Here is a 12401-nt window from a genome sequence, read left to right as displayed (position 1 = left end):
GTCAGAGCAGCGTCCGCACGGCATCGACGAGAAAGAGCACGCCGAACCCGGCGAGAACGAGAGCACTCACGCCCGAGACGACCGGTGCGAAGGCGGCGACGCGGCGCTGGGCCGCCCGGAGCGTCGCCGGGAAGCCCGTTATCCAGACGCCGATGCCGGCGAAGAAGCCGACGATGAGCGCCGGGCTCCCGGTGCGGACGACGAGCAGACCGGCGAGGTCGGCGCCCACGTACGGCGTGTACGACAGCACGTCGAGGGTGCCGGGTCGCAGGAGGCCCACGCCGATGGTGAGCCAGAACAGGACTTGATAGGGGTTGGTGAGCGCGAGGACGAACGCTTTCCGGAAGCCGGTCGCGGCCCGGTCGGCGGTGCCGTCAGCGGCGCCGCTGGGGACGAGCGACGCCTCGTCGAGGGCGTCGAGCGCCGCTCCGTAGGCGAAATAGCACATCAGCAGGCCGCCAACGCCGACCATCGCCGCTCGGACCGTCGGAAAGCGGTCCACGAAGGCGACGACGCCGAGGAGCGACCCGATGAGGAAGACGGCGTCGGCGGTCATCGCACCGAGGCCGGCCCGGACGCCGGCCAGCCAGCCGTTGGTAACCGATTCCTCTGCGATGACGGCGTTCATCGGTCCCGGCGGCGCCGCGAGAGCGAGGCCGAAGACCGCGCCGGCAAAGAGCGACGGGAGGGGGTTCACGAACGCCCGTCACCAGTGACGGAAAATAACGGTTCCGGGCGCTCGTCGCTCGGCGGGAGCCGTCCCGTCCGGAATCACACCAGCGACAGCACGGCGGTGGACACCACCTCTATCACCGTCTCCCAGACGGAGAAGCCGGTGACGATACTCAACACGGTGTCGGTCGCGAAGAACGCGAACAGGCCCGCCGAGAAGAAGTGGACCGTTCGCATGTTGAGGCGGTGAGCGAAGCGGTGGCTGAAGTAGGCGTTCGCGAGACTCACGGGGACGATGGCGAGCATCTCGCCCGCCCAGATGGCCGGGTGGGCGCCGTACTGGGCGGCGAGGCCGATGGTGACGAGTTGGGTCTTGTCGCCGAACTCGCCCGCGGCCATCATCGCGAAGATGGGGAAGAAGCCGCCGAACACCTCGGGGAGTTCGCGGCCGAACACCTTCGGCTGGAAGTCACTGCCGAGCGAGGTGATGCCGCCGTCGGTCGCCGTCGGGTCGACCTGGTCCCAGTCGCCGCTCGACGGCGCCGAGCGGTAGAGGAGGACGGCAAAGAGCAGAAACAAGCCCGCGGTCAGGGCGTCGAGGACGACTGGTGGGAGCGCGCTCTGTAGCGCCTGTCCGAAGAGGATTTCGAGCACCGTCCACCCGGCAAAGGCGGCGCTCGCGGCGCTCACGACGACGAGCGGATTGTATCGCGTCGCCAGCCCTGCGATGATGAACTGCACCTTCTCGCCCGGCAACACCACGAGCTGCGAAACGAAGGCGACGGTGAGAATCTCCATCCACCCCGTCATGCGTCACCCACCTCCGCGGGTTCGGGGTCGCTGTCCTCGGCGCCGACGGCGCGGACGCGAATCGTCCGCGCCACCGACTCGGGAAGGCTCTGCTCCGAGTCACCGATACGAACGGTGACCATCCCGAACGGCGCCACGTCGACGATTTCGAGGTCGGTCCCCGGTCGGACGCCTGCCTCGTCGAGGTAGGCGAGTTCCTCCTCGTCCCGGTCACGGACGCGACTGACGACGACGCGCTCGCCCGCCCCGTGGTCGCTCAGGGGCGTCGTGTCGTCGTGCTCCAGCGGCTTGAGGTCCGCACAGGGTATCGGGTCGCCGTGAGGGTCGACTTCGGGGTCGCCGAGCGCCTCCGCCAGCCGACGCTCGAACTCCTCGGAGATGTGGTGTTCGAGCGCGTCGGCCTCGTCGTGGACGTTCGTCCACGAGTAGTCCAGATGCTCGGTGAGATACGCCTCGAGGAGTCGGTGGTGGCGGAGCACCTCCAGCGCCACCGTCTCGCCCTCCGGCGTGAGTTCGACGCCCTTGTACTTCTCTCGCTCGACGAGCCCCCGGTCGGCGAGTTTCTGGACCATGCTCGTCACCGTCGGCGCCGTCTTCTCCACCTCGTCGGCGATGGCCGAGGTGGCTACCGGCACGCCTCCCTCCGCCTGTAGCCGGTAGATGGCCTTGAGATAGTCCTCCATGGCGTCGCTTAGCATCACGTACTCCGAATTAGATACATCTAAACAATAAGTCTATCGCAGACAATATTCTGTTTAGACGCCCTGTCCCATCAGGTGACTTCGGAGGACGTCGGCCGTCTTGACGCCTGCGTCCGCGTTGAGGAGGAGTACGGTGTCGTCGTCGGTCAGGTCGCCGCGTTCCGCGAGCGACCACGCGCCCGCCGCCGCCGCGCCGCCCACCGCGCCGACTTCCGTCCCGAGTCGCTGGGTGAGTGCGACGGCGCTCTCGAGGATGTCGTCGTCGCTCACGGCGACGGCACCGCCCGCCGTCTCCTCGACGGCGTCGAGAGCCAGCGCCCCGCCCGCGGGGGCCGGGATTTCGAGTTCGCCACAGATGGTGTCGGGGTACTCCACCGCCGAGACGGCCTCCGCGCCGGCGTCGTGGGCTTCGACGACGGGCGCACACCCCTCCGGTTGGACGGCGTAACACCGCGGTACCCGGTCGGTCAGGCCGAGGGCGACGAGGTCACGGAACCCCTGCGCGACGCCGGCGAGCGTCTCGCCCGTGCCCACGGCGACGACGGCGGCATCGGGCGCGGTCCAGTCGCGGGCCGCGGCCACCTCGTACGCCAGCGTCTTCGCCCCGTCGTGGCGGAACGGCGTCGTGAACTCTTGGAGCGAGTACCACTCCCGCTGGAGGTCGGATTCGAGGGCGTCCAGCGCGTCCGGGAAGCGCCCACCGATCACCCGCATGTCCGCGCCGTGGACGTTCACCATCGCCTTGTTCGGGAAGGGCGCTCGCGAGGGCAGGTAGGCGTAACAGTCAGCGTCGATTCGGCCCGCGTAGGCGGCCGCGGACTGCCCCGCGTCGCCCGGCGCCGCGAGCGCCAACAGGTCGGCGTCGTGGGCGCGCGCCATCGTCACCGCGACCGACAGCCCCCGGTCGAGGACGCTCCCGGTCGGATTTCGGCCCTCGTCTTTGAGCAACACGCCGTCGACGCCGAGGTCGGCGGCGAGGCCGTCGGCGTCGAGAAGCGGCGTCGCGCCCTCGCCCGCGGAGACGGCCTGCGATTCGGGCACGGGCAAGAGCGCGTCGTACGCCCACATCGAGTCGGGGTCGGTCGGCAGCGTCGAGACGGCGTCGAGGTCGTAGACGGGGTCGAGCGGTGCGCCGGCGTCGCTCCGCCCGACGTGGTCCGGGTCGTATCGGTCGCCGGTCGCCGTACAGTCGAGGCCGACGAACGCGTCGGAGGTGTGCATGCGCGGCGGTTTCGCCCGGAGGGGCAAATCCCTGTCCCTGTCGGGGGGTTCTTTGGTTCGGCCGGGTAACCGACGCGCATGGACGACTCATCATCGGTCGCCGTCGTCGGCGCGGGACTCGCCGGCCTCGTCGCAGCTCGCCACCTCGCCGGCGCGGGCGCCGACGTGACCGTCTTCGAGCGTCGCGACGACGTGGGCGGACGCGTCCGTACCCGCCACCGCGACGGCTTCACCCTCGACCGCGGGTTTCAGGTGCTCTTCACCGCCTATCCCGCCGTCAGGCGCGAACTCGACCTCGACGCGCTGGACCTGCACTCGTTCTCGCCCGGCGCGGTCATCGCCCGCCCCGGCGAGCGCTCGGTCCTCTCCGACCCCCTGCGCGACCCGTTCGCGCTCACCGAGACGCTGTTCAATCGCGAGGTGACGACCACCGACAAACTCCGGACGCTCGCGCTCCGCCAACACGTCGGCAGCCAGACCGAAGCGGAGATTTTCGACAGCCCGGACGCCCCCATCGACGAGTACCTCCGCGACTGGGGCTTCTCCGACGACTACATCGACAACTTCGTCGCTCCCTTCTACGGTGGCATCACGCTCGACCGCTCGCTCGCCACGTCGAAACGCGTCTTCGAGTACACGTTCAAGGCGATGAGCGAGGGCCGAGTCGCGCTCCCCGCAGAGGGGATGGGCGCCGTCCCGGCCCAGTTGGCCGCTCGTGCCCGCGAGGCCGGCGCGACAGTCCGCCTCAACGAGGCCGTCGCGGCGGTTACGCCCGACGACGGTCGGGTGACCGTCGAGAGCGAGGCGCGGACGGGCGAGTACGACGCCGTCGTCGTCGCCACCGACCCTCGGACGGCCCGCCGACTCACCGGCGTGGCGTCGATTCCGACCGCCGCTCGCTCCGCCGTCACGCTCTCCTGCGCCACCGAGACGCCCGTCGACGGCAAGAAAATCCACCTGAACGTCGACGGGCCGCGGCCGAACGTCGTCGCGCCCCTCTCCGCCGTCGCACCGTCGTACGCTCCCGACGACCGTCACCTCCTCGCCGCCACGTTCCTCGACGGCCCGGACGCACCGAAACCGCTCGATGCGAGCGACGACGACCTGTTCGCCGCGACGCGCGACGCCCTCGACGCGTGGTACCCCGACCGACTGTTCGACGACGTCGAACACCTCCACACCGACCGCATCGAGTTCGCGCAGTTCGACCAGTCGCCGGGCGTCCACGACGACTTGCCCGACGCCCGCGACCCGGCTGGCGCCGTCTACCTCGCCGGCGACTACACCGCGTGGTCGTCGATTCAGGGTGCGATGCGGAGCGGTCGCGAGGCCGCCGAGGCCGTCCTTGACGACGCGGCTTAATCGAAGTTCGTCTCGGTCCCCAGATACCGACCGGTCACGTCGACGCCAACGTCGGCGTAGAAGAGTGCGAGCGTCGCCTCCAGGTCGCCGGTCAGGTAGTGGTCCATCACCTCGGTCAGACGCTCGCGAAAGCGCCCGCCCGTCTCGGTGCCGAGCGTCCGGAGATACGCCGGGCCGAGTTCCTCGCCGAAGCGCCCGTTCGTGAGCGGTGCGCCGCGCCAGCGAGTCGTCGCCGGCGCGTGGCCGTACGCCTCCAGACAGGCTTCGAGCGTCGGCCACTTGCTCCCCTCGCGCTCCGCTCGCTCCTTCCGGTCGAGAAAGAGGTCGAGGTGGGCCGGTGGCTCGGTCACCGGCGGCCAGTCGACCGTCGCGCCCAGTCGGTCGAGGCGGTCCGTCAGGAAGGGAAGGTCGAACTCCGCGCCGTTGTAGGTGACGAGGCGGTCGACGCCGGCGTCGTCGAGCCGCGACATCGCGCGAGCGACAAGCGCCGCTTCGCCGTCGCCGCGACGGTGGAAGGTCTCGTAGGTCGCGTCGGTCAGGGGGTCGCCCCGGTCGTGGATACCGACGCCGACGGAGACGAGTTCGCCCGCGTCGGGGTCGGTCGCCGTCGTCTCGATGTCGACAGTCGCCACCCGGTCGTGACCCGGGTCGTCGCGGGGGTAGCGCATGACTGTCGCCGACGTGTCTGGGGATGTTGAGGATGTCGGTCGGGCCCACACTTTTTCCACCCTCGACGGAGACACGACGGTATGGCCCGTCCCGATTGGCTCTCCCTCGAATCTGACGAGACAGTCGTCTGGCAGGGTGGCCCACGCCTCCGGCGCATCCTCCCAACCGCCGCCGCGGCCGTCCTCTGGATTGCCGCCCTCGTGCTCGCGCCCCAATTCGTCCCGACTCGGGCCCTGCCAACCGCAGTCCTCGTCGGCGGCATCGTCTTGCTCGCACTCCCGGCACTCGCCGCCGTCGCGTGGGCGTACTTGCGCACGACGAACGTGGACTACGTCCTGACCGACCGGAACCTGTACCGCAAGTCCGGCGTGCTGTCGACGCACGTCTCCCGCATCGGACTCTCGACCGTCCAGCAGACCAGCCTGACGAAATCCGTCTGGGGCAACGCCTTCGACTACGGCACCATCGAACTCAGCACCGCCGGGTCCGATGGTGTCGACCTCCGACTCACCGACTTGGACGACCCCGCGCCCGTCCGCGAAGAGATTCGCCGACGCATCGGCCCGGACCAGTCCGACCGCGACACTGCGGCGACGCTCGTCGACGCCGCGACGGCCGACACGCTCCGCGACGAGTTCCGGGCGCTCCGTGACGCCGCCACCCGCGTCGAACGGGGGTGCGTGAGCGATGAGTGAGACGACCGACGGCGACGAGACGGTCCCCGAGTGGCTGTCGCTCGACCCCGGCGAGGAGGTGGTCTGGATGGGTCGGCCGGCCTTCGAGACGCTCTACGGCACCATCGTCAGCGGCCTGCTCCTGACCGTCGTCCTGATTGGGGTGCTGATTCTCGTCGGCGTCCCCTTCGCCTACCTGCGCATCCAGAACACGGACTACGTGGTGACCACCGAGTCGCTGTACGTCAAGTCGGGTGTCTTCTCGACCAACATCGAGACAGTCGACCTCGACCGCATCCAGAACACGGAGTACAACCGGAGCTTCTGGGGCAAGCAGTTCGGCTACGGGAGCATCTCAATCAGCACCGCCGGCAGCAGCGGCGCGGAAATCTCATTCAGCGGGATTCCGGACGCGCCGACCGTCCGCGACCGAATCACCGAACTCCAGCGCGGCCAGTCGGGCGGGACGGACGGAGAGCAGTCGAGTCGCACGCCCGCCAGCGCCGACCAACTCGAAGAACTCATCGCAGAGGTGCGCGCCACCCGTGAGGCGTTCGAGCGCATCGAGCAACACCTCTCAGACGAGTCGGCGACCCCCGAAGACGAGACGGACGAATCGACCGACTGACCGCCGACGACTCACCGTCGACTGCGACTCACTCCGCGTACTCTGTCGCCGTCGCGTAGGCCTCCTGTAACGCTCGGAACGACTCGCGGTCGCCGCCCTGGTCGGGGTGGACGTCTTTCACTCGCTGTCGGTACGCCGTCCGCACCGCCTCGGCGTCGGCAGTCGGCGCGAGGCCGAGCTGGGCGAACGCTCGCCGGGCGTCCGCGGGTTCGGTCACCGCGCCGCCGCGCCCCGGCGTCTCGAACGGCAGGCGGTCGCCGAGTTGGGTCGCCGGCATCTCGTACTCACAGAGGACAGCGTCGGTGCCAGCGCGTTCGACCCGGAAGAACGCCTGCGGGTCGAAGGTAATCGCTACGTCGCGCTCGGGTAGGTAGAAGGCGACCGTCTCGTCGCTGACGACGGCATCCTCGACGTACCGTTCGCCGAGACTGCCGAGGTAGGTCCGTATCTCGTCGCGCCGACGGTCCAAGCCGTCGATTCGCGGCCCTCGTTCCGGCGGTGGCGTCGGGAAGCGGCGGCTGGCGACGACGAAGACGCCCGCCACCACCACGGCGACGGCGAGTCCGCCGCCGACCCCGACGAGCAGCCACGACGGCAGGAGGCCGACCCACTCGGGAAGCACGCGCACCCGTTGGTAACGAGCCGTAAAGAACGTCTCGCCGGGTCGACGGCCTCAGCCGATGTAGCGCAGGTCGTCGTCGGTGGGCATCTGGTTGCCCTGATTCTGCATCTCCTGAATCTTGCCGACGACCTCTTCCATCTCCTCGGCCCGGTCTTCGAGCGACTCGTAGTTCAGGTCGAAGCCGATGACCTCCTCCAGCACTTCGAGGACGGCGCGGGCGCTCTTGGGGTCGACGAGGTAACCGCTGGTCTCGCCCATGAGACAGGTGGCGTCGAGGCCGCGACGGCCGCCGAGGCCGAGCAACAGACCGCTGACGCCGACGATGCCGCCGGCGGGTTCGTCTTCACGGAACTCGACGTCCTCCGCTTCGAGGTCGGCTTTCAGGTCCGCGTCCGTCACCGCGCCGAGGACGTGGTACTCCTCAATGAGCTCGCCCGTCGGGACGCCTCCGAGGGCGAACACCGACTCGACGCCGAAACTCTCGGCGATGTCGAGGAACGACTCCGTGAGGTGGTAGTGGCCCGCGTTGCTCCCGGCTTGGTGGTCGCCGGTGAGGACGAGGAGGTCGCGCCCGTCGGTCTCGACGGCGTGAAACTCCGCGCAGACGAGGTCGGCGACGCCCTCCTCGTCGATGCTCACCTGTGGCGGGAACTCGTCGGCGTACACGCGGCGGACGAGCTCGCTGTCGAACTCCTCCAAAAGGTACTCCGCGGCGAGTTTTCCGACGTGTCCGACGCCCGGCAGTCCCTCGATGAGTACTGGGTCCGACAGCGTCGGCTCCGCGACCGTCTCGATCTCGATGGCGTCCATACCGCCTATTCGCGTTCGCGCCGCTTAAGAGCGCGTCGGTACTCCCCGTACGGGTCCGCAGGATCGAACGGCGCCGGCGCGCTGTTGACGGCGTCGGCGCCGCAGTCCGGACAGGTCTCCCCGAGCGTGTAGACGGGGCGGTCGTGACGCGCCTCCCACGCCGAACACACTCGGATGTCCGATTTCATCGGTTATTCGTCGTCGGTCTCGCGCTCGCGGTGGTAGCGTCCCGTGCCACCGACCGCGGCGATGGCCTCGCGCGCTCGCTCCGCGCTGGCTTCGAGTTCCGACTCCGCCGTCTTGTAGTCGGGCGCCTGCACCTTGATGCGGTACTCCGGCGACCCAACGTACGAGACCGAGAGCTCGATTTCGTCGCTCACGTCGCCGTTGCCCTCGGCGGCCTTCAGCGCCTCCTTGATGTGGTCGACGCCGTCGCCGGTCGGGCATTCGAGGTCGACGTAGCCCGTGACGTTGACGTACGGCACGGAGACGTTGTCGCGGGCCGTCTCGACGATGCTGTCGACGTCGTCGTCGTCGAGGTCGACGTCTTCGAGGGCCTCGTCGCCGTGGATGGCCGCGGACTCGAAGGCGTCGTAGAGGCTCTCGAACTCGTCGAGGAGCGCGTCTGCGACCGCTTGGTAGCGCTCGTCAGCGACGTCCTCCCCGAAGGCGATTGCCATCCACTTGTCGGCCTTCTGCTCGTTTTTCCACTCCTGAATCTTCTCTTTGCGCTGGTGCTCGTTGACGTCCTTTATCGAGAGGTCTATCTGCTGGGACTCCTCGTCGACGTCGAGCACCTTCGCGACGACCGTCTGTCCCTCGCGGACGTGGTCGCGAACGTTCTTAATCCAGCCGCTGGCGACCTCGCTGATGTGCGCGAGACCGCGTTTGTCCTCGTACTCCTCGAGGTCGACGAACACGCCGAAATCGGTTATCTCGTCGACTTTGCCGACGACGAGTTCACCCTGATCGGGCCAGCCACTGTACTTCATGGTGGAGTTAGCGTGCCTCGACGGTGTCGACGATGTCGCCCTCGAACGCCGTCTGGCCGCCGCTCGGGCGAGCGAGCGTGCTGCCACAGACGGCGCAGTTCACCGTCGTCGACACCTTGCCGAAGACGGTCTGTTCGTTACCACAGTCGGCGCACTCGACGGTGAAGAAGCTCCCCGTCATTCCTGGAACTCCAGTCGACCAGCCCGCCATCCCTCGCGCATGTGGGCCTTCCCACACTCGGAGCAACGGTACTTCAGGTTGGTTTTCTTCGTCGGTTTGTCGCCACCAGGCACCTTCGAGAACTTGCCGGCGTTCCCGATGGTGGACGTGTTACGTTCGCGCTGACGGTCGATCCACTTCATCCCCGTCTCACGACCGCGACGCACTTTCTCGACCTCGTGCTCGAAGTGCCCGTTGCAGTGCGGGCAGTACGTGTTGAATCGGCGTGGCATCTGCATAGATATCTACCTTGTCGGCAATTTCGGGTCGGGCGTTAAAACCCGTTTGGTTCGGCGGCGCCGGCGACCCCCTACTAGCCATCGAAGCGATTAAGCCCGGACTGGCCGAACGCCCGTCCATGCAGTACCTCATCGTCAGGGGGGACCCCGGCATCCGAAAGGACGCCGTCATCGACTACGACGGCGAGGAGCACGTCTGTTTCTCCATCCAACGTCAGGGCGACTACCACGGCCCCGACGAAGTACAGCTCTGGTGTACCATCGGGACGCCCGACGAACGCGAGGCGTTCGAGAAGCGTCGCTTCGTGCCCCACTGGCTCGACGTCGACTCCATCGACGCCGACTCCCTCGACGTAGTGACGGCGCGCCCCTGAGTCTCACGCCGCACTCAGTTCGTCCTCGTCGACGCGGTAGATAGTCACCGTCTCGGTGTCGAACACCGGTGTGACGCCCTCGACACCGCCGAACGACACCGACCCGTAGCGCGCTCGTTCTGCCGGTCCCACCCACACGTACGCCACGTCGTAGTGTTCGAGCACCGCGACCGTCTGTGCCGGCGTCCCGGTGTACGCACGGTCCACGTCACGCACGCGCTTCAGGTACGCGTCCGAGCCGCGATAGCCGACTTCGTGGTGCCAGCCGGCGACAGTCGGCACGCCGGTGAGACTCGCCGCCGGACTCGACTCCCAGCTGTACATGCCCGGCGGCGCCCCCGACTCGCCGCCCGGTCCCGGATATCGACCGGTCGCGGGCGCGGACAGGAGTGTCGGCTGTCCCGACAGGTCGTCGATGTAGTCGATGGCCGGCGCCTCCGTCGGATGCTCGCGTTCGACGAACGCCGTGGCGTCGAGCGTCGGGTCGCCACCCCGCTCGACGTGGGCCGACAGCGCCAACCCGGCGTAGGGAATCGTCGCGAGGACGACAGCGACGGCGAGGCCCGTCCGGAGCCACCGCGAGCGCGTCCCCGGCACCGACGGGGACCGCGTGCCGACCCAGCGGACGAACGCCGGGAGCGCCACGCCCGCGGCCACGCTCCAGAGCACCCACACCTGCATGTACGTCTTGAACACCGTGTTCATGCGGAGCGGCCCAGCCTGCTCTTTGACGTAGACGAGTTCGACGAGTGCGACCAGTCCCGCGCCGGCGACGACGAGCACCGTCTCGAAGCCGACCGGGCGGTCCGTCCGACAGGCCGCCCAGCCGAAGACGAGCAGCGGGCCGACGGTGACGGCGACGGGCAGGGCCGTAGCCACGGCGACGACGCCGAACGCACCGAGGCCGACCACGAGCGGCAGCACGCGGTCGACGCCCAATCTGTCGAGCAGGTAGGCGTAGAACGTCGCGAGGAAGGCGCCGTGGACCAACAGGAGACCGCCCAGACTCGACCGCTCGGCCGCGGCGAGCACCGCCACCTCGCGTCCGCCGGCGGTGCCGAGTAGGAAGGGGAGCGCGAGTGCGCCGCCGAGCACGCCCGCGACGCCGGCGACACAGAGCGCCCCGACGAGGCGACCGGTCTCTTCGACGAGCGGTCCGTCGTCGCGCGCCCGCCGCCACGCGGCGACTCGCCGGGAGAGAATCGGCCACGGGTCGTCGGGGCCGAGCGCGAGTGCGAGACAAAGGAGGCCGAACAGCGAGGGGACACTCCACGTGTCGACGACGGTCTGGAACCCCGCGAGGAGGGGGATGGCGACGAAGGCGAGGACGCGCCGCCGCCGCAGGTCACGGGGCGCGGTCCGGTAGAGCGCGAAGGCGACGGCGGCGCCGAGGAGGAGGAACGGCGTTCCCATCATGTGCGCGTGGAGGTCGCCGTTCAGCCACGCGAACAGGGGGAACTCGTTGATGGTCCCGGGGATGACGCGACTCGCCGTCCAGTACGAGAAGGAGTCGATGCCCCCGAGGACGGCGTCGGCCGAGTAGCGCGACCGCGAGGCGACGGTGGCCGCGACGCGCTCTTGAAGTGCGGGCGGCAGCGCAGATATGACGAGACGCCCGGCCGTGACGAGGTTGCTCGCCAGGCCGACGAAGAAGGCGGCCGCGAGGGCGGCGGGCCGGCGCGCGTTCGCTCGCTCCTGCGCTATCGCCCCCGCGAACCCGTACGCCGCCGTCACGAGCGTGGCGTAGAAGCCCGCGAGCGAGAGGTTGTAGGCGTAGCGGGGCGCCGTTCCGGTGAGGTCGGAGAGCAGCGCCGTCAGGAGGTGGCCGCCGTAGTAGTAGACGACGGGTTCGTTCGCGAACCACATGTCCTCCGGCGGGAGCGTCTCGGCGCGTTCGAGCGTCTTCAACAGGCCGAAATCGAGGAACTTCTCGCCGCCGACGGGGTAGACCGCGGGGTCGAGTGCGCGGACGCCGACGAGCAGACAGAAGGCGGCGACGAAGACGAGGGCGGCCTCGACGTGGACCCGGCCCGGACGGACGCCGTGAGCGAGTTCGAGGCGTCGCTGACGCAGGGCGTCGTGGTCGAGGCCGGTGAGGAGGGCGAGTGCGAGGAGGACCAGGAGGGCGGCCCCGAGAGCGACGGGACCGAACGCGAGGTGGCCGACCCAGTACGCGACGGTTCCGAGGACGACGAGCGCCGTCGGGAGCGCGAAGCCGACGCCGCGGCCCGGAATCGTCGAGAGCAAGCGCGCGGCGACGGGTCGCCCGAGTGCGGCGAGGGCGCCGTAGACGACCAGCCAGCGAACGACGAGGCCGTACTCCATCGATGGAAAGCCCGCCCAGCGGCGGTAAACCGTTTGTGATGTGGCGCGCGCCGCCGCGAACGCCCGAAGTCGGTCGGTTTTT

The 12401-nt window shown here is 69.0% G+C and carries 16 protein-coding genes; 4 read left to right on the top strand and 12 right to left on the bottom strand.

What is annotated here, in order from left to right:
• Position 1: 1 nt before the first annotated feature.
• From BLU18_RS04315 to BLU18_RS04300, 4 genes are all read right to left on the bottom strand, one after another.
• Positions 2-697 carry a LysE family translocator gene (locus BLU18_RS04315; RefSeq protein WP_092631996.1) on the bottom strand — a complete coding sequence of 232 codons (696 nt, stop codon included), beginning with the start codon at positions 695-697 and terminating at the stop codon, positions 2-4.
• A 74-nt stretch (positions 698-771) separates the two neighbouring features.
• Positions 772-1482, bottom strand: coding sequence for a TMEM165/GDT1 family protein (locus tag BLU18_RS04310; RefSeq protein ID WP_092631993.1), 711 nt, complete (start codon positions 1480-1482; stop codon positions 772-774).
• Complete coding sequence (locus BLU18_RS04305; RefSeq protein ID WP_092631990.1) at positions 1479-2180, bottom strand: metal-dependent transcriptional regulator; 702 nt, start codon at positions 2178-2180, stop codon at positions 1479-1481. The genes BLU18_RS04310 and BLU18_RS04305 overlap by 4 nt, the downstream gene beginning before the upstream one ends.
• Positions 2181-2237: 57 nt before the next feature.
• A complete protein-coding gene (locus BLU18_RS04300) occupies positions 2238-3404 on the bottom strand; it encodes a pyridoxal-phosphate dependent enzyme (protein WP_092631987.1) in 1167 nt (388 codons plus the stop codon).
• Positions 3405-3482: 78 nt separating this feature from the next.
• Between BLU18_RS04300 and BLU18_RS04295 the strand changes: the two genes are divergently transcribed.
• Entirely contained in the window at positions 3483-4766 is a 1284-nt protein-coding gene (locus BLU18_RS04295) for an NAD(P)/FAD-dependent oxidoreductase (protein ID WP_092631984.1), read from the top strand.
• On the opposite strand, the gene BLU18_RS04290 is transcribed toward BLU18_RS04295, so the two are convergent.
• Entirely contained in the window at positions 4763-5434 is a 672-nt protein-coding gene (locus BLU18_RS04290) for a ribonuclease H-like domain-containing protein (protein WP_092631981.1), read from the bottom strand. The two genes, BLU18_RS04295 and BLU18_RS04290, sit on opposite strands and share 4 nt — an antisense overlap.
• Before the next feature lie 81 nt (positions 5435-5515).
• Between BLU18_RS04290 and BLU18_RS04285 the strand changes: the two genes are divergently transcribed.
• A complete protein-coding gene (locus BLU18_RS04285; protein WP_092631978.1) occupies positions 5516-6130 on the top strand; it encodes a PH domain-containing protein in 615 nt (204 codons plus the stop codon).
• On the top strand, positions 6123-6737 hold the full coding sequence (locus BLU18_RS04280; RefSeq protein WP_092631975.1) for a PH domain-containing protein: 615 nt from the start codon (positions 6123-6125) through the stop codon (positions 6735-6737). Before BLU18_RS04285 ends, BLU18_RS04280 begins: the two co-directional genes overlap by 8 nt.
• A 28-nt stretch (positions 6738-6765) precedes the next feature.
• Here BLU18_RS04280 and BLU18_RS04275 read toward each other — a convergent pair whose 3' ends face one another.
• Genes BLU18_RS04275 through BLU18_RS04250 form a run of 6 tightly spaced genes read right to left on the bottom strand, consistent with a single transcriptional unit; the run spans position 6766 to position 9620 of the window.
• Complete coding sequence (locus tag BLU18_RS04275) at positions 6766-7359, bottom strand: J domain-containing protein (protein ID WP_092631972.1); 594 nt, start codon at positions 7357-7359, stop codon at positions 6766-6768.
• A 51-nt stretch (positions 7360-7410) separates the two neighbouring features.
• A complete protein-coding gene (locus tag BLU18_RS04270) occupies positions 7411-8169 on the bottom strand; it encodes a proteasome assembly chaperone family protein (RefSeq protein ID WP_092631969.1) in 759 nt (252 codons plus the stop codon).
• Positions 8170-8174: 5 nt separating this feature from the next.
• A complete protein-coding gene (locus tag BLU18_RS04265) occupies positions 8175-8357 on the bottom strand; it encodes an RNA-protein complex protein Nop10 (protein ID WP_092631966.1) in 183 nt (60 codons plus the stop codon).
• 3 nt (positions 8358-8360) lie between these two features.
• Entirely contained in the window at positions 8361-9161 is an 801-nt protein-coding gene (locus tag BLU18_RS04260; protein ID WP_092631963.1) for a translation initiation factor IF-2 subunit alpha, read from the bottom strand.
• Between the two features lie 7 nt (positions 9162-9168).
• Positions 9169-9342 (bottom strand): 30S ribosomal protein S27e, encoded by a 174-nt coding sequence (locus BLU18_RS04255; protein ID WP_092631960.1) that lies wholly within the window; start codon positions 9340-9342, stop codon positions 9169-9171.
• Positions 9339-9620 carry a 50S ribosomal protein L44e gene (locus BLU18_RS04250; RefSeq protein ID WP_092631957.1) on the bottom strand — a complete coding sequence of 94 codons (282 nt, stop codon included), beginning with the start codon at positions 9618-9620 and terminating at the stop codon, positions 9339-9341. Before BLU18_RS04250 ends, BLU18_RS04255 begins: the two co-directional genes overlap by 4 nt.
• A gap of 119 nt (positions 9621-9739) precedes the next feature.
• Here BLU18_RS04250 and BLU18_RS04245 point away from each other — a divergent pair, with 119 nt between their 5' ends.
• Positions 9740-9994 carry an HAH_0734 family protein gene (locus BLU18_RS04245; RefSeq protein WP_092631954.1) on the top strand — a complete coding sequence of 85 codons (255 nt, stop codon included), beginning with the start codon at positions 9740-9742 and terminating at the stop codon, positions 9992-9994.
• Positions 9995-9997: 3 nt separating this feature from the next.
• Here the strand turns inward: BLU18_RS04245 and BLU18_RS04240 are convergent, their stop codons facing one another.
• Positions 9998-12319 (bottom strand): DUF2298 domain-containing protein, encoded by a 2322-nt coding sequence (locus BLU18_RS04240; protein ID WP_092631951.1) that lies wholly within the window; start codon positions 12317-12319, stop codon positions 9998-10000.
• Between the last annotated feature and the right edge of the window lie 82 nt (positions 12320-12401).

The organism is Haloplanus vescus (genome assembly GCF_900107665.1).
In the GTDB taxonomy this organism is placed as follows: domain Archaea; phylum Halobacteriota; class Halobacteria; order Halobacteriales; family Haloferacaceae; genus Haloplanus; species Haloplanus vescus.
The sequence above is the reverse complement of the archived record's forward strand: the minus strand, read 5'-3'. Positions and strand labels throughout refer to the sequence as shown.

Excerpts from the sequence above, each read along its gene's own strand:
- BLU18_RS04310 (WP_092631993.1), bottom strand. The coding sequence starts at position 1,482 with ATGACGGGGTGGATGGAGATTCTCACCGTCGCCTTCGTTTCGCAGCTC.
- BLU18_RS04305 (WP_092631990.1), bottom strand. The coding sequence starts at position 2,180 with ATGCTAAGCGACGCCATGGAGGACTATCTCAAGGCCATCTACCGGCTA.
- BLU18_RS04300 (WP_092631987.1), bottom strand. The coding sequence starts at position 3,404 with ATGCACACCTCCGACGCGTTCGTCGGCCTCGACTGTACGGCGACCGGC.
- BLU18_RS04295 (WP_092631984.1), top strand. The coding sequence starts at position 3,483 with ATGGACGACTCATCATCGGTCGCCGTCGTCGGCGCGGGACTCGCCGGC.
- BLU18_RS04290 (WP_092631981.1), bottom strand. The coding sequence starts at position 5,434 with ATGCGCTACCCCCGCGACGACCCGGGTCACGACCGGGTGGCGACTGTC.
- BLU18_RS04285 (WP_092631978.1), top strand. The coding sequence starts at position 5,516 with ATGGCCCGTCCCGATTGGCTCTCCCTCGAATCTGACGAGACAGTCGTC.
- BLU18_RS04280 (WP_092631975.1), top strand. The coding sequence starts at position 6,123 with ATGAGTGAGACGACCGACGGCGACGAGACGGTCCCCGAGTGGCTGTCG.
- BLU18_RS04270 (WP_092631969.1), bottom strand. The coding sequence starts at position 8,169 with ATGGACGCCATCGAGATCGAGACGGTCGCGGAGCCGACGCTGTCGGAC.
- BLU18_RS04265 (WP_092631966.1), bottom strand. The coding sequence starts at position 8,357 with ATGAAATCGGACATCCGAGTGTGTTCGGCGTGGGAGGCGCGTCACGAC.
- BLU18_RS04260 (WP_092631963.1), bottom strand. The coding sequence starts at position 9,161 with ATGAAGTACAGTGGCTGGCCCGATCAGGGTGAACTCGTCGTCGGCAAA.
- BLU18_RS04255 (WP_092631960.1), bottom strand. The coding sequence starts at position 9,342 with ATGACGGGGAGCTTCTTCACCGTCGAGTGCGCCGACTGTGGTAACGAA.
- BLU18_RS04250 (WP_092631957.1), bottom strand. The coding sequence starts at position 9,620 with ATGCAGATGCCACGCCGATTCAACACGTACTGCCCGCACTGCAACGGG.
- BLU18_RS04245 (WP_092631954.1), top strand. The coding sequence starts at position 9,740 with ATGCAGTACCTCATCGTCAGGGGGGACCCCGGCATCCGAAAGGACGCC.
- BLU18_RS04240 (WP_092631951.1), bottom strand. The coding sequence starts at position 12,319 with ATGGAGTACGGCCTCGTCGTTCGCTGGCTGGTCGTCTACGGCGCCCTC.